At 67.1% G+C, this 22,290-nt stretch carries 15 protein-coding genes; 8 read left to right on the top strand and 7 right to left on the bottom strand.

Annotation, left to right across the window (positions count from 1 at the left end; genetic code table 11):
• The first annotated feature begins 44 nt into the window (after positions 1-44).
• The 3 genes from ASD86_RS21610 (at position 45) to ASD86_RS21600 (ending at position 5,407) form a co-directional block, all read left to right on the top strand.
• Positions 45-2,885: a type 2 lanthipeptide synthetase LanM family protein gene (locus tag ASD86_RS21610; protein ID WP_056115675.1), complete on the top strand. Its 2,841-nt coding sequence runs from the start codon at positions 45-47 to the stop codon at positions 2,883-2,885.
• 88 nt (positions 2,886-2,973) lie between these two features.
• Entirely contained in the window at positions 2,974-5,049 is a 2,076-nt protein-coding gene (locus tag ASD86_RS21605; RefSeq protein WP_082578603.1) for a M13 family metallopeptidase, read from the top strand.
• Positions 5,050-5,194: 145 nt separating this feature from the next.
• Positions 5,195-5,407 (top strand): hypothetical protein, encoded by a 213-nt coding sequence (locus ASD86_RS21600; RefSeq protein ID WP_056115669.1) that lies wholly within the window; start codon positions 5,195-5,197, stop codon positions 5,405-5,407.
• Positions 5,408-5,740: 333 nt separating this feature from the next.
• Here ASD86_RS21600 and ASD86_RS21595 read toward each other — a convergent pair whose 3' ends face one another.
• The 3 genes from ASD86_RS21595 to ASD86_RS21585 all read right to left on the bottom strand — a co-directional run bounded on the left by ASD86_RS21595 (position 5,741) and on the right by ASD86_RS21585 (position 10,593).
• On the bottom strand, positions 5,741-7,324 hold the full coding sequence (locus ASD86_RS21595; protein ID WP_056115666.1) for an AMP-binding protein: 1,584 nt from the start codon (positions 7,322-7,324) through the stop codon (positions 5,741-5,743).
• Positions 7,325-7,427: 103 nt separating this feature from the next.
• Complete coding sequence (locus ASD86_RS21590; RefSeq protein ID WP_056115664.1) at positions 7,428-8,315, bottom strand: alpha/beta hydrolase; 888 nt, start codon at positions 8,313-8,315, stop codon at positions 7,428-7,430.
• Positions 8,316-8,364: 49 nt separating this feature from the next.
• A complete protein-coding gene (locus tag ASD86_RS21585; RefSeq protein ID WP_056115661.1) occupies positions 8,365-10,593 on the bottom strand; it encodes a TonB-dependent receptor in 2,229 nt (742 codons plus the stop codon).
• Between the two features lie 276 nt (positions 10,594-10,869).
• Here ASD86_RS21585 and ASD86_RS21580 point away from each other — a divergent pair, with 276 nt between their 5' ends.
• A complete protein-coding gene (locus ASD86_RS21580; RefSeq protein WP_082578602.1) occupies positions 10,870-11,832 on the top strand; it encodes an AraC family transcriptional regulator in 963 nt (320 codons plus the stop codon).
• Between the two features lie 25 nt (positions 11,833-11,857).
• Here the strand turns inward: ASD86_RS21580 and ASD86_RS21575 are convergent, their stop codons facing one another.
• Complete coding sequence (locus ASD86_RS21575) at positions 11,858-12,319, bottom strand: MaoC family dehydratase (RefSeq protein WP_056115656.1); 462 nt, start codon at positions 12,317-12,319, stop codon at positions 11,858-11,860.
• Between the two features lie 364 nt (positions 12,320-12,683).
• Between ASD86_RS21575 and ASD86_RS21570 the strand changes: the two genes are divergently transcribed.
• The gene (locus tag ASD86_RS21570) at positions 12,684-13,628 is read left to right on the top strand and encodes a PHB depolymerase family esterase (protein ID WP_056115653.1); all 945 of its coding nucleotides are present in this window, start codon (positions 12,684-12,686) and stop codon (positions 13,626-13,628) included.
• A gap of 68 nt (positions 13,629-13,696) precedes the next feature.
• On the opposite strand, the gene ASD86_RS21565 is transcribed toward ASD86_RS21570, so the two are convergent.
• Entirely contained in the window at positions 13,697-16,579 is a 2,883-nt protein-coding gene (locus ASD86_RS21565; protein WP_056115650.1) for a type 2 lanthipeptide synthetase LanM family protein, read from the bottom strand.
• Positions 16,580-16,838: 259 nt separating this feature from the next.
• Entirely contained in the window at positions 16,839-17,027 is a 189-nt protein-coding gene (locus tag ASD86_RS21560; RefSeq protein WP_036102482.1) for a DUF6229 family protein, read from the bottom strand.
• Positions 17,028-17,735: 708 nt separating this feature from the next.
• Here ASD86_RS21560 and chrA point away from each other — a divergent pair.
• From chrA to ASD86_RS21545, 3 genes are all read left to right on the top strand, one after another.
• Entirely contained in the window at positions 17,736-18,977 is a 1,242-nt protein-coding gene (chrA, locus tag ASD86_RS21555) for a chromate efflux transporter (protein ID WP_235567861.1), read from the top strand.
• 132 nt (positions 18,978-19,109) lie between these two features.
• Positions 19,110-20,165 (top strand): histidine kinase, encoded by a 1,056-nt coding sequence (locus ASD86_RS21550; RefSeq protein ID WP_056115647.1) that lies wholly within the window; start codon positions 19,110-19,112, stop codon positions 20,163-20,165.
• Positions 20,153-20,911 carry a LytTR family DNA-binding domain-containing protein gene (locus ASD86_RS21545; RefSeq protein ID WP_056115644.1) on the top strand — a complete coding sequence of 253 codons (759 nt, stop codon included), beginning with the start codon at positions 20,153-20,155 and terminating at the stop codon, positions 20,909-20,911. The genes ASD86_RS21550 and ASD86_RS21545 overlap by 13 nt, the downstream gene beginning before the upstream one ends.
• A gap of 8 nt (positions 20,912-20,919) precedes the next feature.
• Here ASD86_RS21545 and ASD86_RS21540 read toward each other — a convergent pair whose 3' ends face one another.
• Positions 20,920-22,182 carry a hypothetical protein gene (locus ASD86_RS21540; RefSeq protein ID WP_056115641.1) on the bottom strand — a complete coding sequence of 421 codons (1,263 nt, stop codon included), beginning with the start codon at positions 22,180-22,182 and terminating at the stop codon, positions 20,920-20,922.
• Positions 22,183-22,290 lie beyond the last annotated feature (108 nt).

Genomic DNA, 22,290 nt, shown 5'->3' with positions numbered 1-22,290 from the left:
GCAACGCGACCGGTTCCGTCCCACCGCAAGGATTCGCAGATCCGATGAGCGAAACGGTTTCAACCGATGCGTTCGCCCGCATCATCGATCATTTCGCCGCGCCCGCGCGCGCCACCTTCACTGCCCGCCTCACGATGTTTTCGGCGCAGCTGTCGCCCGCCGAAATCGCGCTGATCCAGGCCGCGGCCGACGAGGCGCTGTACAACAACGTCAGGTTCAAACTCAATCGCGTCCTGCTGCTGGAATTGCATGCGGCCCAACGCGCCGGCGAACTCACCGCGCCAGACGATGCCGGCCGCTTCGCCCAGTTCGTCGGCAACTGCGTGCTGCCTCCGTTCACCGAACACCTCGACCGCCGCTATCCACCGCTGCGCGCGCGATTGCAGCGCGCGCTCGATCAGCAACGCCACGCGATCGAACTGCTGGTCGAACGCTTCATCGCCGACCGCGATCTGCTGACGCCGCTGCTCGACGGCCCGGCCGGACAACTGACCGGGTTTTCACTCGGCCAGGGCGATCTGCACGATGGCGGCCAGACCGTCGCCAAGCTGTCGCTGCACGGCGGCGCGATCATGTACAAGCCGCGCTCGCTGCGCGTGGACGCCGCACTCGAAAATTTCCTTTCGCAGGTGTTCGGCGACGAACCCCATCGCGTCTACGTGCCCGCGGTGATCGACCGCGACCGCTATGGCTGGGCCGCGTTCGCCAGGCATCGTTACTGCGACAACGACGACGAATTACGCACCTTCTATCGCGGCCTGGGCCATTGGCTCGCGGTGCTGCGTCTGCTCGGCGGCACCGACATCCATCTGGAAAACCTGATCGCGGTCGGCCCGGTGCCGGTGGTGATCGACGTCGAAAGCCTGTTCGAGATCGTGCCCGCCGCGGCGCCCACGCCCTACGGCCAGGCCTTCGATTTCGCCCAGTCGCTGATCCGCAATTCGGTGCTGCGTACCGGGATCGTGCCGTTCCGCACCCGCGCGCTCGGCTTCGAAGGCGTCGACATGTCCGCCGCCGGCGCATTGCCGGATCAGCAGCCCAAGGTGCGCGCGCCGACCATCGTCGACGAAGGCACGACCCAGGCGCGATTGAAAGTCGTGGAAGTCGATGTCGACGTCGCCCAGAACCACCCCAGCCCGCGGCCGGACGTGTCGCGTTATTGGGACGAAATCAGCGAGGGCTTCCTCGCCAGCACCGCGCGCCTGCGCCAACTCGACAATGCCGGCGAACTCGCGCCGCTGCTCGCGGGTTTCGAAGGCTGCAAGGTGCGCGATATCCGCCGCACCACTCGCGCCTACGTGGAAGTCGGACGCATGCTGTGGCACCCGGCCTCGCTGCACAAGGAAGCCGAGGCGATCGAACGCGCGCGCGACCTGTTCGAACGCAACGCGATCATGGCGCCCAACGAACGTTCCAGCGACATCGACATCCTGGCGGAGATCGATGCGCTCAGATACGGCGACGTGCCGATCTTCGTAGAACCGCTGAGCGCCGATCGGATCGACGGCGTGCTGACCGACTGGCGCGGCATGCGCAGCGATCTGGAAGAACTGACGATCCGCAGCGCGCTGGTCGCCACCGACCTCAATCAACGCATGCGCGATCGCGAAGAAGAGCGCAGCGGCCATCGCTACGTCGCCCGCCATCCGCATCGCGACCGGCTCGAAACGCGCCGGCGCAAGCTCGCGGCCGAGGCGATCGCGCGACTGCTGCGGCTATCGGTGCGCGGCGACGACGGCTCGACCACCTGGATCACGCCCGAGATCACCCAGGGCGGCTGGCTGGTGCAGCCGGTGCGCGCCGATCTGTATTTCGGGCTCGGCGGCGTCGCCGTGGTGCTGGCCGGCTATCAGCATGAAGTCCAGCACGGCCGCGCCGATCCGGTCGACGGCGTCGAACAGGCGCTGCAAGGCGCGCTGCAAAGCCAGATCGCGATGGAAGCGATCGACGTGCCCGACAAGGTCGGCGGCTTCACCGGTTACGCCTCGCAGGTGTGGACCTGGCTGACCCTGCATGATCTGCTGCGACGGCCGGAACTGCTGCCGCACGCGATCGCCAGCGCGCAGGCGCTGGAACAACGCGGTTTCGACGACGACGAGCACTTCGACATCATCGACGGCGCCGCCGGCGCGATCGTGCCGCTGCTCGGATTGGCCGAAGCGACCGGCGACGCGCGCTGGACCGCGCTGGCCACGCGCGCGGCGCAGCGGCTGGAAGCGGGCGCGATCGTCGACGAACGCGGCGCGCGCTGGCCGACCAGCGGATCGCCGCGGCCATCGAACGGCTTTTCCCACGGCGCCACCGGCATCGCCTGGGCGCTGGCGCGGCTGGTCCTGGCCGGAGCCGGCGACGCAACGCAGCGCGCGCGCTGGAGTGCGTTGTCCGACGCGGCCTTCGCCTTCCAGGAATCGTGCTACGACGAAACCCTCGGCAATTGGGTCGATTCGCGCGAGGTCGACGGCAGCTTCAACTTCCCGACCTGGTGCCACGGCAGCGTCGGCATCGGCCTGAGCGCCTGCGATCTGTACGCGCGCACGCGCGGCCCGCGCCATTTGCGCACCATGCGCCGCGCGGTCGCCACCGTGCGCGATCAATGGGGCACCAGCCACACCCTGTGCCACGGCGATATGTCGTTGCGCGAATTGTTGATCACCGCGGCCGCGCTGGATCCGGAGCAGTGCGCGACCGATCCCGACGAGGCCACCGCGCAGATCGTTTCCTCGATCGAAGAACATCGCGGCATGGTCGGCGGCCTGACCCGCGCCGCGTTCACCCCGGGTCTGATGACCGGCCTGTCAGGCGCGATCCACGGCCTCAACCGCATGCATCCGCAATCGGGACTGGCCTCGCCGTTGCTGCTGGAACGACGGGTGGCGATGGCCTGAAGCGCGGCCGACGCGACGGCTTCGGTCCGTTGCCGCGGCCTCGCATCGTGCTAGTGTGACTACATCTGTAGTCACAAGAGCCGCGCGCATGAGCGATCGCCAACCACCGTCGAGCCTGTCCCTCGAGCGCAGACGGATCTGCATGGGGCTGGCGCTGCTGCCCTTGGCCGCGGCGACCCGTCACGCCTTCGCCGCGGCGGCGACGCCCGCCGCCGACTGGGGCATCGACCTGAGCCATATCAGCGACACGCTGCGACCCGGCGACGACTTCTTCCAGTACGTCAATCAGGGCTGGATCGACACCGCCACGCGGCCCGCGGGCTATGCGCAGTACGGCGAATTGAACGCGATGTTCCTGCGCACGCAGGCGCGCATCAAGACCATCATCGAAGTCGCCGCCGCGCGACCCGCGGGCGGCGACAAGCTCGCCGACCTGTACACCAGCTACGCGGACGTGGCGGCGATCGACCGCTCCGGCATCGCGCCGATCCGCGCCGACCTCGATGCGATCGCGGCCATCGCCGACCATGCCCAGGTCGCGCAGCGCATGGCCCACCCGCTCTCGCACACCATCGTCGGCTGCTACGTGTTCCTGGATGCCGGCGATACGCGCCGGAGCCTGCTGCATCTGGACCAGCAGACCGCGAACGGCCGCATCGTCGGCCTGCCGAACCCGGGCTACTACGACACCGGCAGCGACCAATACGCCAACCTGCGCGCGGCCTACCTCGACTACATCGCGCAGACCTTCGCCCGCGTCGGCATCGCCGACGGCGCGGCCCGCGCCGCCGCGATCCTGGCGCTGGAGGCGAAGCTCGCCAAAGTCCAATGGAACGCGCAGCAGCTGCGCGACCGCACATTGAACTACCACCCGATGCCGTTCGCCGAACTGTCGGACTACGCGCCCGGCTTCGACTGGCGGGCGTTCCTCGCCGCCAGCGGGTATCCCCCGGTCGATACCGTGGTGCTCAACACCGACACCGCCATCCGCGACAGCGCGGCCATCTTCGCCGCGACCCCGGTGGATACCTGGCGTTCGTACCTGGCCTTCCACTGGGTCCACAACCACGCGCACCTGCTTCCGACCGCGTTCCAGGATGCGAGCTTCCAGTTCTACGGCACCACCCTGGCCGGTCAGAAAACCCGACGCTCGCGCGCGGAGCGCGGCATCCAGTTCGTCAGCCAGAACCTGCCGGAACTGGTCGGCGCCCGCTACGTCGCGCAGTTCTTCAAATCGGCCGATCGCGACGCGGTCGAGGCGATGGCGCCCTTCATGAAGCAGGCGTTCCGCGCGCGCATCGCCAAGGCCGACTGGCTGGACCCGGCGACGCGCGCGACCGCGCTGGCGAAGATCGAGCGGATGGGGCTGCGTCTGGGCTATCCCGACGACCTGCGCGACTACGCCGAAGTCGAGATCCTGCCGAACGATCCGATCGGCAATATCCATCGCCTCAAGGCCGCGCAAATCAAGCTCGATGCGCTGTATCTCAACGATCCGGAACGACCGTACCGCTGGCATCTGCCGCCGCAGTCGGTCGACGGCAGTTTCAGCCCGCAACTCAACGCGGTGACGTTTCCGGCCGGGCTGCTGCAGGCGCCGGCCTTCAGCGCCGGCGCCGACAGCGCGGTCAACTTCGGCGCGATCGGCGCGGTGCTCGGCCACGAGATGGCGCACGGTTTCGACGATCAGGGCTCGCGCTTCGACGATGCCGGTAATCTGCGCGACTGGTGGTCGCCGCCCGCGCGCGCCGCGTTCGAGGCGAAGACCGAGGTATTGGTAACCCAGTACTCCGCGTATGCGCCGCTGCCCGGCGCGCATCTGGATGGCCGCCGCAGCCTCGGCGAGAACCTCGCCGACCTGGTCGGCGTCACCGTGGCCCTGGACGCGTATCGCCTGTATGCGGCGGCGCACGGCATCGACACCCACGCGCTGCGCGACGGATTCAGCGGCGAACAGCGCTTCTTCCTGGGCTGGGCGCAGTTGTGGCGCTCGCTCGACAGCGACGATTCGCTGCGCGCCGACATCGAGCGCGGTTATCACTCGCCGTCGCGGTATCGGGTCAACGGCGTAGTGCGCAATCTGCAGGCCTGGTACGACGCGTTCGACGTGGACGCCGGGGCGAAACTGTTCGCAGCGCCCGAGCGACGCGCCTCGATCTGGTAACCGCCTCGACTCGATGATCGCCGTGGTCCGGACCGACCCGGACCTCCCGAGACCGCTCGCCGGGTCTGCGCCGACGACACCGCGTTCTTACCCATGACACGCGGCTGATTTATCCTTGTCGGCCGCCCTCAAGGAAACACCCACAGTGGATTTGGAAACGATCGGAACGGTCCAGGAGACCGACAGCGTGCAGGACGTCAATCGGTTGCTGGACGAAGGCTGGGTGCTCATTGCCATCGCCACCGGCAAGCACACCGAGGGCGAGCCGTGGATTCGCTACTCGCTGGGCCAGCAGTACGAGGATGAGGACGAAGAAGACGAGGACGAAGAAGAGGAAGAGGAAGGCGAGGACGAATAAGCCTGCACGGGCGTGAGTCGCGCGCGGGATCGCCCCGCATGCGGACGGTAACGCCCGGCTTGTTCGATCGTCGACGCGCCAAGCGAATCGACGGCGCGGACTGAAAGCGTCCGGCGATTCGCCATGCGCAAGCCGCCGCCGGGGCCTGGCCCCGGCGCGCGGTCCGGAACGCGCGCGACATCGCGGCGCGGGCCGGTTGCATTCGCGACCGATGGCAAGCAGATCGCAAACCTCTTGCTTCAAGCGGACAGCGTCGCACGGGACCGCCGCCCGATCCGTTCGCGGCGCCAGCCCAGCTACTGCCGCACCACCTCGGGCGGATGCAGCCGCCGATCAGGCCCCGGGCCGAGCATCCAGCCAATACGGCGCACGCAGTTCGCGCTTGAGCAGCTTGCCGGTGGGATTGCGCGGCAAATGCTCGCGCAGCTCGACCGCGACCACGCGCTGCTGCTTGCCCACGCGCTGATTGAGCCAGGCCTTGATCTGCTCGGCATCGGCGGCGCCGCGCTGCTTGGAGCCCCCATCCTTGAGCACGACCAACGCCAGCGGCGATTCGCCCCAGGTCGGGCTGGGGATGCCAATCACCGCGCATTCGCCGACGTCCTCGTGCTCCATCAGCACCGCTTCGATATCGGCCGGATACAGGTTCTGTCCGCCGGAGATGATCAGGTCCTTCTTGCGATCGAGAATGTACAGATAGCCCTCGTCGTCGAGGCGTCCGATATCGCCGGTGCGCAGCCACGGCCGTCCATCGGCATCGATCCATATCGCCTCGGCGGTCGCCGCGGGTCGGCGCCAGTACGCGTCCATCGCGAACCGGCTGCGGCCGACGATCTCGCCCGCCTGCCCGGCCGCGACCGGGCGATCGTCCGCGTCGAGAATCGACAACTGCACGCCCGGCAGCGGCTTGCCGACCGAGGCGAGCCGGTCTTGCGCGTCTTCCGGCGCCAATGCGGTGAGGATGCCTTCGGTGGTGCCGTACACCTCGACCACATCGCAGCGGCAGGTCTCGATCAAGCGCGCCTTGGTCGTCAACGGTAGGGAGGAGCCCACGCTCATCACCATTTGCAGCGAGGAACGATCCGTCGCCGCGAACGCGGGATGATCGAGCAGCCGCTGGTACTGCACCGGCACCATCGCCGTATGCGTGATCCGCTCGCGCGCGATCGTCGCCAGGGTGTCGGCCACATCGAAACCATGGCGCAGCACCACGGTGCCGCCGCTGAGCCAGGTTCCCAGCAACGCCGCCCAGCTGATGTTCGAATAAAGCCCGGTCACGATCAGGCTGCGCGCGCCCGAATGCTGGCGCAGGGCCAGGCCAATGTCGTAGGCCCACAGCAGTCGCGCCTGATGACTGTGCACGATGCCCTTCGGCTCGCCGGTGGTGCCGGAGGAATAGATGATGTTGCACAGGTCGGCGCCTGCGATCGGAACATTCGGCGGCTCGACATCGGCGGTGCCGAGCCAATCCGCGTACGCCTGCCATCCGCCATCTCTCGAACGGTCATCGCTCGAACTCGCGACCGCTTCGACTTCGATCCGCGCAACCCCCGCCATCGGCTGCACACGCGCGGCATGATCGGCGGTGGCGAACACCATCATCGCGCCCGCGTCGACAATCATCGCCGCCGCGCTGGCGTCGCTGACCGCGGTATTGAGCGGAACCGCGACGCAGCCAGCCTTCATGATCCCGACGATGAGCTCGGCCATCTCGATGCAGTTCGACATCAGCATCGCGATGCGATCGCCATGGCGCGCGCCGCTCGCGATCAGCGCGTTGGCGATCCGGTTGGTATGCGCGTCGAGGCTGCGCCAGTCCAGGCTCCGGTCCGGCGCGACGATCGCCGGCTTGGTGCCGAGCCAGCGGCCATGGGTCGCGAAGATCTCGGGCAACAACGGCGTGGGGATGTTGAGCATGACGCGGGAGTCTCCAGGCTGCGAGCTAGCCACGTGATTTTCATGGGCGGGACCTGAGTCCCGATGCTTTAGGCTCGGGTTGCGACAAGCCCGGGCGATCGATTCAATCCACCTCGCGCAACAACGCCATGATCGCGGCGACCGCATCGGGCTCCGACAGCGACGGCGCATGCCCGACCTGCTCCACTTCGATCAGACGGGCGGTGGGCGACACCGCCGCCATGCGCCGCGCGGTGCGCGCTTCGAGCACGTCCGACAACTCACCGCGCAGGATCAAGGTCGGCCGTTGCGTGGCGAGCTTGCGGTACAGGCGCCACAGCAGCGGCCGCAGCAACCACAGCTTGATCGGGCCCAGGGTGCGAATGATGCGCGGGTCGTAGTCGAGCACCAGCAGCCCGTCGTCGCGCACGCGGAACATCCGGTCGACCATGCCGACCCAATCGGCGCGGGTATAACGCGGATAGGCCGCGGCGCCGATCCGCTCGATATAGGCCGCGGCGTCCTCGCGCGTCATCGGCGGCACCGGAATGCCGGCGTAACGCGCGATCCGGTCCAGCGCGGCCTTCGGCGCTTCCGGTCCGGCATCGTTGAGCACCGCCGCAACCACTGCGTCGGCGCGCTTGGAGGCGATGGTCAGCGTTACCCACACGCCGAGCGAGGTGCCCATGAACACCGCGCGCGAGATCGATTGCGAGCGCATCAGTTCGAGGATGTCGAGCGCATAGGTATCGACGCTGTACGTCGCCGGATCGGTGGCGTAATGCGACTGTCCGCGTCCGCGCAGATCCACGGCCAGCACCCGCCGTCCGCTCGCCGCCACCGTCGCCGCGATCTCATTGAAATCGGCCGAATTACGGGTCAGGCCGGGAATACAGATCACCGGGCAACGCGCCGATGCCTCGACGCCGGGCGCGCCCGGATAATCGCGTGCGTACAGCTGCAATCCGTCCTGGCTGCGCCAGCGCAGCGTATTGAATCGTTCGGCCGACATGGTGGGTGTCAAATCCCCTGCGTGCGATGGGTTCGCGACTGGCGAGTGCTCAGAATTCATAACGCGCCGACAAAGTCACCGTGCGCGGCGCGCCATAGAAACCGGTCACGATGTCCAACGCGGCGACGTTGTAACCGGTGGTGCGATACGACTTGTCGGCCAGGTTGCTGCCTTGCAGGCTCAGCGTCCACGGTTCGTTGATCTGCCAGATCACGCCCGCGTTCCACAGCCCGTAGGCGCGCTGCGCGATCAGCGGCGACAACGTGGTCTCCGGATAGATCTTGGTCTGATAGCTGTAGTTGATCCGCCCGCCCAGGCTGCCGCCGCGGGCCAGCGGATAATGCCCGTCCAGACTGAGCCCACCCGACCAGCGCGGCGCGTTGGTGAAGCGCTGGCTGTCGGCGATATCGACCCCGCCGCTGAGGTACTCGCTGTACTTGGTGCGCAGATAGGCGAGGTTGCCGCTGAGCGTCCAGTGCTCCGACGGCTTCCAGGCGAACTCCTGCTCCAGCCCCTGGATGTAGCCCTTGCCGGCATTGGTGTAGTCGCCGAAGAAACCGGTGCTGCCGCCGGGCAAGGTGTAGGAGGTGAACACCGACAACTGGATATTGGAATAGTCGTTGTGGAACACCGAGGTGTTGATCATCAGGCGATCGTCGAAGAAGGTCATCTTGCTGCCCAGTTCATAGGACTGGACCTTCTCGTCGTCGATCGGCCGGCATGAACTCGGGATCACCGCGCAGTTGGCGCGGATGTTGTAGCCGCCGGAGTGAAAACCGGTGTTGTAGCTGGCGTACAGGTTGATGCGATCGTTCGCGCGCCACGACAGCGATACCTTCGGCGAGACGTTGCGCGAGGAATTCGAGCCGGTGAAGTTGGCCAGCTCCGTGATCGGCCGCTGGAACGCCGGATCGGCGTAGGCGTAGTTGAGGATCAGCGCGCGCTTGGTTTCGTCGGTGAAGCGCAGGCCGACGTCCAGGCTCCAGTCCGGATCGATGTCCCAGCTGAAATCGGCGTAGGCCGCGACGCTGCGGGTGTCGACCTTGCCGCTGCTGACCGCGAACTGCGACAAGCCCAGCAAGCTGTACGGCGGCGATCCCAGGAAGGTGCTGCGGTTGATGCCGCCGGCGGCGCCGTTTAAATAGAACAGCCCGAACACGCCGTGCACGCTGCCGCCGGAATCGAAATTCGCCTGCAGCTCCTGGCTGAACTGGTGATCGCTGTAGCTGCCGCCGGCATCGCCGATCTTCTGCGGCAAGGTGTCGAAATCGATGTTCGAGCGGGTTTCCGAACTGCGGTAGGCGGTGACCGACTTGAAACTCCAATCGGCGTTGGCGATCCACTTGGCGGTCAGCGCGGCGCCCTCGAGTTCGCTGTGATTGACCTGCGGCATGCCGCTGCGGGTGTCGTAATCGCTGTCCAGCGGCCGGTACGACGGGTAGAAGCGGTTGGCCTTGAGCATCTTGGCGCCGCGCGGGTTCGAATTATCGTGCATGCCGTCGACCGCCAGCTCGATGCTGAACTCGTCGGACGGAAAGAAACCCAACGTCGCGCGCGCGGCATTGGTGTTCTTGTTGCCGTTGCGGCTGTCGTAGGTCAGGTTTTCGCCATAACCGTCGTTGTGCATGCTCGCCGCCGCGACGCGCGCGCGCCACACGCCGTTGTCGCTGGCGCCGCCGAGGCTCGCCTTGATGCCCTGCTCGCCGTGCGTGCCGATGCTGGCCTCGACCGACCCCTGGGTGGCTTTCGGCAACGGGTTGGACACGTACTTGATCGCGCCGCCGATGGTGTTCTTGCCGTACAAACTTCCCTGCGGGCCGCGCAGCACTTCGATCCGGCTGACATCGAACACGTCGAGCAGCGCGCCCTGCGGCCGGGCCAGGTAGACATCGTCGAGATACAAGCCGACCGCGGGATCGAAGCCCCAGGTCGGATCGGCCTGGCCGATGCCGCGGATGTACGCGGTCAAGGTGGTGTTGGAGCCGCGCGCGGCATACACCTGCAACGACGGCACCTTGCCCTGCAGGTCGCCGAGGTTCTGCACGTTCTGCTCGAACAGCGCCGAGGCGGTGAACGCGCTGACCGCGATCGGCACGTCCTGCAAGGTCTCCTCGCGTTTGCGCGCGGTCACGGTGACCGATTCGAGCTGGGTCGGTTTCTTCGCCACTGCTTCGGTGGTTTGCGCTTGCTCAGGCTCGGCCGCGTCCTGCGCTTGCGCCTGCTGCAGATGCATCAGCATCGCCAGACCGATCGCCGCGCTCAAAATCCCTTGCTTCATTTCGTTCGATCCCCTCGCCCATGGCCGCGCAAGGCGCGGCCGTCATCGGATGCATGCCGCGCCGCGTGCGGTCCGGCGTCGGACCGCGTCCGACCCGAACCGCGCCCCATCGGCGCCGGTGTGTCGCAAGCAACATAGCGGCCATGCGCCGGGTCGGTTCTACGTTTGCAGCACCGCGCATTGACGATGACTGCACTCGATGTGCTGCGTCGCAACATGCGGCGCGGGCCGGATCGCTCCTAAGATGCCGCTGATCCGATCCGCCCGAGGTGGCCGATGTCCGCAACCGTTCCTTCCACGCGCGTAGTGTTTTCCGCGAGGAATGCGCCGAGTCCCGCGGTCGCGACGGGCGGCTGGTCGACCGTGTCCTCGCCCGGGTTTGGCAGCGCCGACATCCAGCTGACCCGGCCCGAGGGCCGCATGGGCTGGCTGGCGAGCCAGTCGGTCGGCGCGCTGCAGCTCAATCACATCGCGCTCAGCGGCCTGCACATGCGCCGCACCTCGGTGCATCTGTCCGGGCTGGCGCAGAACTACGTGCTGGCGCTGCCGGCGGCGGGGCGCTCGCGCAATGTCGTCGGCGGTCACGAGGTGCTGCTGGAGCCGCGACGCATTTATCTCATCTCCGCGGCGGTGGTCGGCGACGTGCAGCCCGAAGGCCACTACGAAAGCTTCAACACCCTGATCCCGGTGCACCTGCTGCGCCAGCGCGTATCCAACCTGCCGACGGTGTTTTCCGCGCCGCTCGACGGCAGCGACCCGCGCGCCGAATTGCTCGGCGTGTACGCGCGCCAGATCGATCGCCTCGCCGGCCAGATCGGCGACAGCGAAGCGCAGGTGCTGACCACCCAGCTATGCGATCTGGTCGCGTTGATGCTGCGCGGCGATACCCGCACCTTCTGCGACGATCGTTCGCTGGCCGCCGCGCACAAGCAGAAGGCGCTGGACTGCATCGAATCGCATTACGCCGACGAAGATCTGTCGGCCGAGACCATCGCCCGGCGCTGCGGCATCTCCGAGGGCTATCTGCATCGGCTGTTCCGCGACAGCAGCCAGTCGGTGATGGAACGCTTGCGCGCGCTGCGCCTGAGCAAGGCGCGCGAGATGTTGACCAGCGCCGCGCTGGCGAACCTGCCGATCTCGGAAATCGCCTACCGCAACGGCTTTCGCTCGCAATCGAATTTCTGCCGGGTGTTCCGCCAGATCTACGGCGTGTCGCCGACCCAGTTGCGCCGCCACTGAGCGCGAGCGCGACCGGCGGCGACGCCTAGCGATACAGCATCGCCGCCATGCTCGCGGTCAGCGCCGGCTTGTCCTTGCCCTGCACTTCCAGCACGTTGCGGGTGACCATCAACACGCGGTCGGCGCCCTTGGGTTCGACCGAGGCCAGGGTCACCCGCAGCCGCACCGATTCGCCGGCGAGCACCGGCGACTGGAACTTCACCTCGCCCAGGCCGGCGTTGATCGCCCGCGAAACGCCCGAAGGCATCAGCCCGAGCCGCATCTGCATCGGCGCGAGCAGCGACAGCAACAAGAACCCGTGCGCGATCGGGCCGCCGAACGGGCTTTCCTGGCGGCAGCGCTCGACATCGACATGGATCCATTGCCGGTCGCCAGTGGCCGAGGCGAACTGATCGATCGTCGCCTGCTCGACCGCCTGCCAGTCGGTCACGCCGATTTCCTGCGACACGAAATCGGCGACGGTATCCAGGCTATAGCGAGCGGTCATGCCCTCTCCACGGGTTGCGATGGGGTTGCGCGGCGAGCCGCCGAAACGACCTCGTTTCAAGCGATCCGTGGCGTGGAGTCGAACCCGCGCCGGCGTCGCCGCATCATTGCGGACCTGCCGCGCGACTACAAGGCGGTTGCGGGCGTCGCGCGATGCCGCTCGCAATTCGGGGTCGGCCCAGGTCAACAACGAGTTCGCCGACGGTAAAACGCGGTGGCCCGCAAGCGGCTACAACACCGCTACCCGGCGATCCGCCCTCTCGCGGATTCCGCGCATCGCCGGCAGTGGCGATCGCGAACATCGCCGCCGCTTGGCCCGGACCGTCCGCACGCTCCACCCGCCGTACCCACCAGGAGACCGTGGCATGTACGAGTTGCGCAAGTCGCTACGCCGACGCCTCATCCTCGCGCTGGCCGCGCTGATGCTGGCCGTCGCGATCCCCAGTCCCTCCTACGCCGCCGGTTACTTCAACGGCGCCTACATCAGCGTGTTTGGCGCACGCGACTACCATGGCTATGTACCGACGAGTTATCGGCCAGGCGTGGCGATGCCGCTGCTGGTCGCGCTGCACGGCTGCACCGAGAACGACGTCGGCTTCGAACTGCTGTCGGGTTGGGCGCGCGTGGCCGAGCAACGCGGCTTCATCGTGGTGTTTCCCGACCAGAACAATTTCGCCAACCCGGCCGGCTGCTGGAATTGGTTCCTGAGCAGCAACCGTCATCGCGGCATGGGCGAACCGGCGCTGATCGCCGGCATCACCAACAAGGTGCGCTCGCAGTACAGCGTGGATGCGAAGCGCATCTACGTCACCGGCGTGTCCGCGGGCGGCGTCATGGCCAACATCATGGCCATCGCCTATCCCGATGTGTATGCGGCCACCAGCATCCTGGCCGGCTGCGAGTACGACTGCGACATCCTGCAACAGCAATCGGGGGCGGCCGCCGGGAACAAGGCGATCGCCGAAATGGGCAGCCGCCGTCGCGCGGTGCCCGCGATTATCTTCCAGGGCACCGCCGATATCGTCGTTCCACCGGCAACGGCCGATCGCATCGCCGTACAATGGGCGACGATCGATGGCATCGATGCGGTCGCCGACGAGGTCGAATACGCTCAGGTTCCCGGCGGTCGCTCGTATACGCGCACGACCTATCGCGACGCCGCGGGCCAATCATTGATCGAGCAATACATGATCGACGGCGCGGGCCATGCCTATCCCGGCGGCTGCGCCTGCAGCCTGTACGGCGACACCTCCGGCCCCGACGCCAGCAACCTGACCTGGGATTTCTTTCTCGCCCATCCCAAGCCCTGACCGCCGCGTCGCAACGATTCGATCGAATCCGGTGCGGTCGCCGCGCGCCGCGTCGGATATCGACGTGCTCAGCGACCCGGATCGGCGAGCGTCAACACCGACGGCAGGTCGCTGTCGGGATGCGCCCTGAGCAGTTGATAGGCGATGCCGCCCAGTCCCGACATCAGGCCGGGCACGAAGGTATCGCGCAACACGCCACAGGTCGGGCCGTGATCCTCCAGGCTGGTCAGGATCGATGCCAGCACATGCTCACGACCGAGCCCCTGCGGCGCTTCGCCGAGCGCGATCGCGTGGTCCAGCAATTCCCACGCGCCCAGATCGCCATGGCACAGGCCGTGATTCGCGCCGAGCCCCATGCGCCAGGTCGCCGCCGCCGCGCGCCGCACCAGCAGGCGCGTGGCGGAATCGCTCAACCGTGGATCGAGATCGACGTGAGCCAGGCCGATGCCGACCGAGCCGTGGCACCACGCCGCGGTCGAACGCGCTTCTTCGAAGTCGCGCAGATCCAGCCAGTTGCCTTCGTCCTGATCGAACAACGCATCCTCGAACGCGAACGCCGCTTGCGCCAGCGTCTGATAACTCGACTGGCCGGAAGCGCGAGCGAGCCGGCTCAAGGCCCAGCCGATACCGGTGGCGCCGTGGGCGAAGCCGCCCATGCCGTCGGGCCAGCGCGTTTCGGCCCAGTACGCGGTGCCGTCGCGGTGCTGGGCGCGTTCGGCCAACAGATCGCCGAGTTCGCAGGCCATCGTCAGATAGCCCGACTCGCCGCTCGCGTTCGCCAGCGCGAGCAAGGGCGCGATCGCGCCGGCCACGCCGTCGATCAGATCGTTGCTGCGCTCGGCGGTCGCGGCGGCCGGAATGCGATCGGCCAGCGCGCGCGCGCGTTGCACGCCCTGACCGCCGTCGCGACCCCAATGCGCCAGCACGAGATGGGTCCAGATCTGCGAACCCAGGCCGATGTAAGCGCCGATCGATCGCGGCCGCAGCTTGAGCGCGCGGCTTTCGGCGACGCGGCGCTTGTCTTCGGCCAGATCGAGCGTATGCAGCGCCGCGGCCAACAACTCGTCGACGCCGTCGACCGGGTCGGCGCGACCGGCCAGGGTTTCGCGCGCATAGGCCGCCGCGAGCAGCGCGATGCCGCAGATGCCGCCGTACAGATCCTGTTCGATCGGTTGGATCGACGATCCGGTCGGACTTACGCTCGGCGCGATCCAGACGACGCTGCCGTCGCGGCCGCGAATCGCCGCATCCAGCAAGCGGCGCATGATCGCGGCCGCTTGTGCGCGCCGACGCGATTCGATATCGCCGTCGCGCACCTGTTGCGGCCGCAGCGATTGCTCGCTCGGCACCCAGCCATCGTTGAGATAGGCGCTGACCAGCGCGGCCTGGATGATGCCGCGCTCCAACGGCAGGTCGGACGTGCGCCATTGCTGCAGGGCGTGGTCGACCAGATCGCAAGGCGCAAGCCAGAACGTACCGCGTGGACCGACCAGGCGGCCGTCGCGCGCGAGCGTGCTGAAGAACGGAACGTCGCCGTCGAACAGATCGTCGATCTCGGCCTCGATCACCGCGGGATCGGCCGGCGCGATCGAGTTATTGCCCGCCATCTTCGACAGCACGTCGTGCGCGCGCCGTCGCGCGGCGGCATCGTCGTGCAGCGAAACCGGATGCCACAGCATGCGACCGATCTCGGCGTAGACCTCGGTCGCGCGCGTGACCACGCGCACTTCGCAATCGGCGAAGCGCTGTAACCGTTGCCGCAACGCGCCGCTGTCGTCGAGCCGCTGCAGATGCGCGGTCATGCCGTCGAAGGCATCGAGCACATCGGGCCAGAACCGCGCCAGCGCCGGTTGCGCGCAGGGATGGTTCTGGGCCACGCCGGCCTCGAACATCGCCATGCCGATATGCGCCTGATCGGTGCCGGCCTGGAGAATATGCGGCAGCGGCATCATCGGCTGCTGCCCCGGCAACATGCCGATGCCGGAGTTGTCGACCCCGCGCCAACCCAGCCCCTGGCCGCGTCCGGGCAGCAGGCCGATGGTCAGCACGCTGCGGCCGAGCAGGCCCGCGGCCTGATCGTAGGCCTCGCCGAAACCGGACGGATGCGGCGCGATGCGCGGGGTGAACAAGGTTTCGCAGTCCACCACTACCGGGCTCGGCCCGGCGGCGATCAGATTCTCGGCGTGCAAATCGCTGCCGCCGAGCACGCGCATGATCGCCAGCCAATGGCCGATGCCGCGATAGAACGCGCCAAGTTCGACCTCGTCGGCGGCGTAACGGTGGGCGACGAACTCGGCCCAGCCGTGCTCGCCGCCGTCGATGACACGCGGTACGCGGATGCTCGATTCGATAGCGGCGTCGGCGCTGAGCTCGGCAACGAACGCATGCAAGGCATCGTCGATCGCGACCGAACGCGGCTTGTACACCAGCCGGCCGCCATCGCACCGCAACAGCGCGACCGACAGCCCGCCGCGATGGCTGTCGCCGGCGCCGAAACTCAGTTGCCGCAGCTCGCCCGGTGCATTGCCGCACAACGGCGCCAGCATTTCTTTGTCGGCGACCCAATGGCGGGCGAAATTCAGCGACGCCGCGCAGCGATTCGCGACGATCCGTCCGATGCGCAGCGGCAAGGAAGGGTAATGCGGCGCAAGTTCGTCCCAGAACGAGCGCTGCGAGGACAGCTCGCGAAACTGCGCCCAGCGCTGCGCGGCATCGCTGCCATCGAGGCGGCCGGTGACGCGCGCGGCGTTGAGTTCGAGCACCAGCACGCGGGCGACCTTGCCGTGCAGGAAGGCGAGCAGCGATTCGCCGGTCGCGGCGAGCACCGCTTCGGATTCGCCCGCGGCCAATCCGGCGACGGCGGCAAGGTCGGCACGCAGCGCATCGAGCGCCGGTTCGACCAGGCAATGCAGCGAGGCTTCGAAATTTTCCTGGATCGCGGCGACGGTCACGCGCGATCGGCCGCGATGGCTGGCGGGAAACGCAACCGCGCAACCGGGCTCACGTCACCGCGACGGCGATGCCCGCCGCGCGCATGCTGCATTGCATCCATGGCATCGCCCTTGCGGCCGTAGCGAATCGGTAAGAAGTCGGGTCGTTGCCGAACCCGGGGATGCGCGACCGGCACGCAGGCGCGGCCGATAAACCAGGCCGCCGGCGCCGCTTGCGAGATTCGGCGGACGGCCTGGAACCCATCGGGTGTCGCGTGGATCAGGCGCAGCAGTTAATGCGCATCGAACCGGTACAAAGCGAACACCCGGTGATGGCCGGAGCCACTTCACCGATGATGTCCGACTCTACGTACTCGCCTCCGATGAACAGAGGACCCGCCGGGTTGTTGCTTTCAGCATCGGTGCGCCACTGGGCGACCAGGGCCGCGCCTTCGGAAACATCGCTCATCACCTACTCCTTGGTTGCGTCGACTGCGGTTGAAGTGCAGGAAAGACGTCTCGCGTCCATGCGTTGTTGCAGCGACTCCAGGCACGGAACGCGAGCGCACACGCTAGAGGCACGCTTGGGCGGTGTCAATCGGGATCGATTGCGGTATCGGCGTGTGAGATCGCGGTGAGATGAGTTTTTGCGCGGGTCGAAAAGGATCCTCGGATGGGAAACGCATACAGGCCTGGATTCGGACGCTGCGACAGCTTGCGACCGGTCAACTAAAGGTGACCGCATCGACGCTTTTCCTCGGAAGACATTGCGAATCAAACACCGTGGGCGCGTCGCTACGGCGTCGCCTGCTCTGTTGCGATGCACAAGCGGCTGCAGAACTCGATCGTGCGACGTCGGATCGATGCGACGCTCAAGCGCAAAGTGCGACTCGCGAGAGTTGGCTCATCGCCTCATGCGGCGCCACCGCGCGTGTCGATGTCGATAGCGTTGGCGTGGCGCATGCCGAGGGAAGTATCGACGGGAAGATCGGCCCGACCATTTCTTCCGATGCGCGCTGCGCAATCCGGCGGTTGCCCGGTGTCCGATACGCCGCTTCGCTCACCTCGCCGACCGGCATGCGCAGTTCCACTCCGTTCGGTCCGCCGCGTTCGACCGATCGATCGACTCGCCGGTTGTCGCCGTCATCGATCGAAATCGCCCCGCTACAATTCAGGCATGAATCCGCAGCCCGACACCCAGTCGCATCCTTCGTTCGCGATGCGCGGCGATGCAAGCGAAGTATTCCGGATCTTTCTTCGCCTGGGCCTGACCTCCTTCGGCGGGCCGATCGCGCACTTGGGCTACTTCCGCGAGGAGTTCGTCTCGCGTCGCGGCTGGTTCAGCGATGCCTCGTTCGCGCAGTTGCTGTCGCTATGTCAGTTTCTTCCCGGGCCGGCCAGCAGTCAGATGGGCATGGCCATCGGCCTGTTTCGCGCCGGATGGTGGGGCGCGGCGGCGGCGTTCGTCGCCTTCACCGCGCCGTCGATGTTGTTGATGTTCTGCCTCGCCGCGTATGCGCCACGCCTGCTCGGTCATGCCGCCGGCGCGGTGGTGGTGCATGGCCTCAAGCTCGTGGCCGTGGTCGTGGTGGCGCATGGCCTGGTCGGCATGGCGCGTACCCTGACGCCCGATCTACGGCGCGTGGCGATCGCGGCCGCTGCGTGCGCGCTGGTGCTGCTGCTCGGCGGCGCCGGCTGGCAGTTGCTGGCGATCGCGGCCGGCGGCGCGCTCGGCGCGTGGTTGTGTCCGGCCGTCGCCACCGGCGCGATCGCATCCTTTCCGGTTGCATACGGACGCCGGACCGCGGCGATCTGCGCATTGCTGTTTTTGGCCGGACTGGCCGGCTCGTTGCTGCTACCGGCCGGGTCGCCCTCGTTGGGCGGGCTGGCGAGCGCGTTCTATCGATCCGGCGCGCTGGTGTTCGGCGGCGGACACGTCGTGTTGCCCTTGCTCGAAAGCGAATTGGTCGACACCGGATGGATGAGCGCCGATACGTTCCTGACCGGCTACGGCGCCGCGCAGGCGATGCCCGGACCGATGTTTTCGTTGGCCGCTTACCTGGGCGCCAGCGTCGATGCGGGCGCGGCGCCACTGGCAAGCGCGACGCTCGCGCTGCTTTGCGTCTTTCTCCCGGGCTTCCTGCTGCTGTTCGCGACGCTGCCGGTATGGGCCGCGATAGCGCGGGGTCGCCTCGCCGCTCGGGCATTGGCCGGCGTCAACGCCGCCGTGGTCGGTCTGCTCGCCGCCGCGTTCTACGACCCGGTGTGGCGCGAGGGCGTGAACAGCCCGAGCGATATGGTCATCGTGGCGATCGGGCTGTGCATGCTGGCGATTTTCCGGTTGCCGGCGCTGTGGGCCGTGGCCTGGTGCGTGGGCTCCGCGTCGGTCTGGGCATGGCTGGGCGGCGCGATCCAGTGAGGCGGATGCGCCACCGGCCTGCGACGGCGGGATGACGCCGCACGCAACGGCATCGTCAGGGCTCGCGTCGAATTATTCGGGCTTCGCAACACAATCCTTGGCACGGTAGCGGCCAGCAGGCACCCTGGCGCGATGAAACCGCTGGACCACCGCGCCGATCGCATCGAGACATGGGCACGGCTGTGGGTGCCGGCCCTGGTCGCCGGCCTCGCCCTGGCCAGCATCGAGCTGGCGGCGATGTTCGACGAGCCGCCGGGTCGGTCGTGGTCCGCGCTGGGGCTGTACCTGTTCAATATCTACGTGATCGCGGAAGGCATTCGCGCGATTTCGCGCTGCCTCGACCGGCGTGTGTCGTGGCGGACAGCCGGCGCGTTGCGGGTGGTGGCGCAGCTCGGCTTGTCGGTGGCGTTAGCCTGCGTCTACCTGTTGCTGATCTATATCCCGCTCAAGCTCTACGAAATCGCACAGGGCGCCCACGACGTGCTCGGATGGCCGCATATCGCCTTCACTCTGCTGCTGGCGCTGATCTTCGGCACGGCGCTGGCCGCGTTTCAACTGGTGTTCGATTTCTTCCGGCAGTGGCGGGCCGCGCAGGCCGAGGCCGAACAGCAGCGTCTGGCCGTCACCCGGGCCGAACTCGACGCGCTCAAGGCGCAGGTCAATCCGCACTTCCTGTTCAACAGCTTCAACACGGTGTACGGACTGATCGAACACGATCCCGCGCGGGCGCGCTCGGTACTGCTCGATCTGTCGGACATCTTCCGCTACGTATTGCTGCACAACCATCTCGATCTGGTACCGCTGCCGCAGGAGCTTGCATTTCTCGAGGCCTATCTGAAGATACTGCGGGCCAGGCACGGCGACGGCCTGCAGGTGCGGATAAGCGGTTGCGACGAAGTCGCCGGCCGCGCGATCCCGCCGATGACCCTGCAACTGCTGCTGGAAAACGTGGTCTGCCATAACGACATCGAATCCGGACAAGGCATGCAAGTGGACATCCACTGCGAGAACGACGCGCTGACCGTCAGCAATCCGATCCGCGCGCGCCGCGGCGATACACGCGGCACCGGCAACGGCCTGAGCCATATCCAGGCGCGTTATCGCCTGCTGTCCGAGCGCGAGATCCGGATCGAACGCAGCGCGGACGTGTTCCGCGTCACCGTGCCGTTGCTGCCATGCGCGCCCTGATCGTCGAGGACGAGGCCATCGCGGCCCGGACGCTGCTGGATCTGCTCAGGCAGAGCGCGCCCGAGCTGGAACTGGAGGCGCCGCTGGGCTCGGTCGCGGCCTGCATCGAGCGATTGTCGCGGCAACCGCTGCCCGACCTGATGTTCATGGACGTGCACCTGTCCGACGGCCTGTGCTTCGACATTCTCGATGCGATCCCGGCCAGCATTCCGATCATCTTCACCACCGCCTACGATCAGTTCGCGCTGAAGGCCTTCGATGCGTTCGGCATCGACTACCTGTTGAAACCCTTGCGGCCCGAGCGCCTGGCGCTCGCGCTGTCGAAGTGGCGGCAGCTGACCCTGGCCGGTACAAGCCCGGCCCCTCGTCCTGTCGATCTGGCCCAGGCGTATTTCGGCCCGGGCCAGCGCTATCGCGAACGTTTCCTGGTCGCCACCGGGCAGGTACTGACCTCCGTCCCCGTGAACGACATCGCCTACTTCCACAAGGATCTGGTGGTCCGGCTGGTGACCCGCGAGGCGCGAGGCCATGTCATGTCGCAAAGCCTCGACGAACTGATGCCGATGCTCGACCCCGCGCGATTCTTTCGCGCGAACCGCCAGACCATCGTCCAGATCGACGCGATCGCGCGCGTGCATCGCGGCTTCAAGGGCAAACTGGAACTGGAATTGATCGCCGGCTGCCAACAGGACATCGTGGTGAGCCAGGAACGCGCCGGCGCGTTGCGCGATTGGCTCGGGGCCTGAGCCGCTGGTTAGTAACTCGACGCGGCATGGCCCTTGGACACCAGCACCACCGCATCGTAGTTGTAGATCAGGCGATTGATCGGATTTCCAGCCGGCATGCGCGGCCCATCGGCCCGCAGCGAGGCCAGATCGATCACCACCGCGTCGTCCACCGGCGCAACCGCCAGCAGCGCTTCGATGCCCAGGGTCTTCAACTCCTCCTTGGCGTCGTAGGCGGTGCGTTCGTCCGTGCTGTCCTTCGAAAACGGGAAATGGCGATTCACCTCGCCGCCGTTCATCAGCACCAGCACATGAAAGCTGCGCCCGCCGTTCGACTCGGCCAGCTCCGAGGCCAGATTGCCGATATCGAATTGCTGGGTCGGGGTCAGGCCGCGCGCGGCGTGGTACGCGCCGAGCTTGAACAAGGCCCGCGGTCGCGGCTGTTTCGCCTGCGCCGCCTGGTAGTTGCGCATGAACAACGACTTCATCATCACCGAGCGAGCGCGGTTGGACGCGTAGGCACCGGTGTTCTGCGAACGATAGATCTCCGCGCTCGCGGCCATCGCGTCGATCAGGGCCACCGCTTCCTGATCGCGGCTTGGATCGAAGATGCCACGCAGGCGCGCAAAATCCTCGGCGCTCCAGTTGACCAGCACGATCGAGCCCGGATCGTGCTTGGTCACCATCTCGTTCCAGGCCGCATCGGCCTCGCGGCGGAACACCGACAACTGCTTGCGCTGCGGTTCGCTCGTGGTCAGTTGCTGCAAACGGTCCAGATGCAGTTGCGACGACAGCAGGAACTCCTGGTCGATGCCCCACAGCGACGGCGCCGTGGGATCGCAGGCGGCGAACGAGGCCGCCAGCGCGCCGTCTTCGCTGAAATTCACGAACGGCGAGAAGAACGGAAACGCCTGATTGAGTCGTGCCAGCCCGTCCTTGCGCTCGCACTGCGCCGCTTCGACCCGGCGGGCCGCGTAGTAGCCGATTTCCAGGACCAAGTGATCGAAACGCTTGTCGCCCAGCGAGGCCTGCAAGCCTTGGGCAAACTGCGGCGTGTCGGCGAAGCCATGGTCTTCGCCGATCAGGACGAACTGCGAGGCCGCCGCCTGCGTGAGCAGAAATTCGGCGCCCGAACCCGACAGGCCAGCCGACGCGATCCGCAGCGGCATGGCGCGCGCCTTGACCGCATCGACGAAGGTTTTCTCGGTCGCCTCGGTCGTCTGGGCTCGGACGTCGTAGCTGCCCAGCACGATCGCCAGGGTCGCGCCCAGCAGCATCAGCAAAGACTTCATGCACTTCTTCTCTCGTGGATTGAGGTTCGAAGTGTGGACCAGCTGACCCGCGTTGCGAGCACAATCGTCGCCAGACGGGACAGGTTCGAGTCGAAGCCGCAGATCTCG

The organism is Lysobacter sp. Root690, from assembly GCF_001427785.1.
GTDB lineage: Bacteria > Pseudomonadota > Gammaproteobacteria > Xanthomonadales > Xanthomonadaceae > Lysobacter.
Note: the sequence above shows the minus strand (reverse complement) of the source record. Positions and strands in the feature narration are given on the sequence as shown.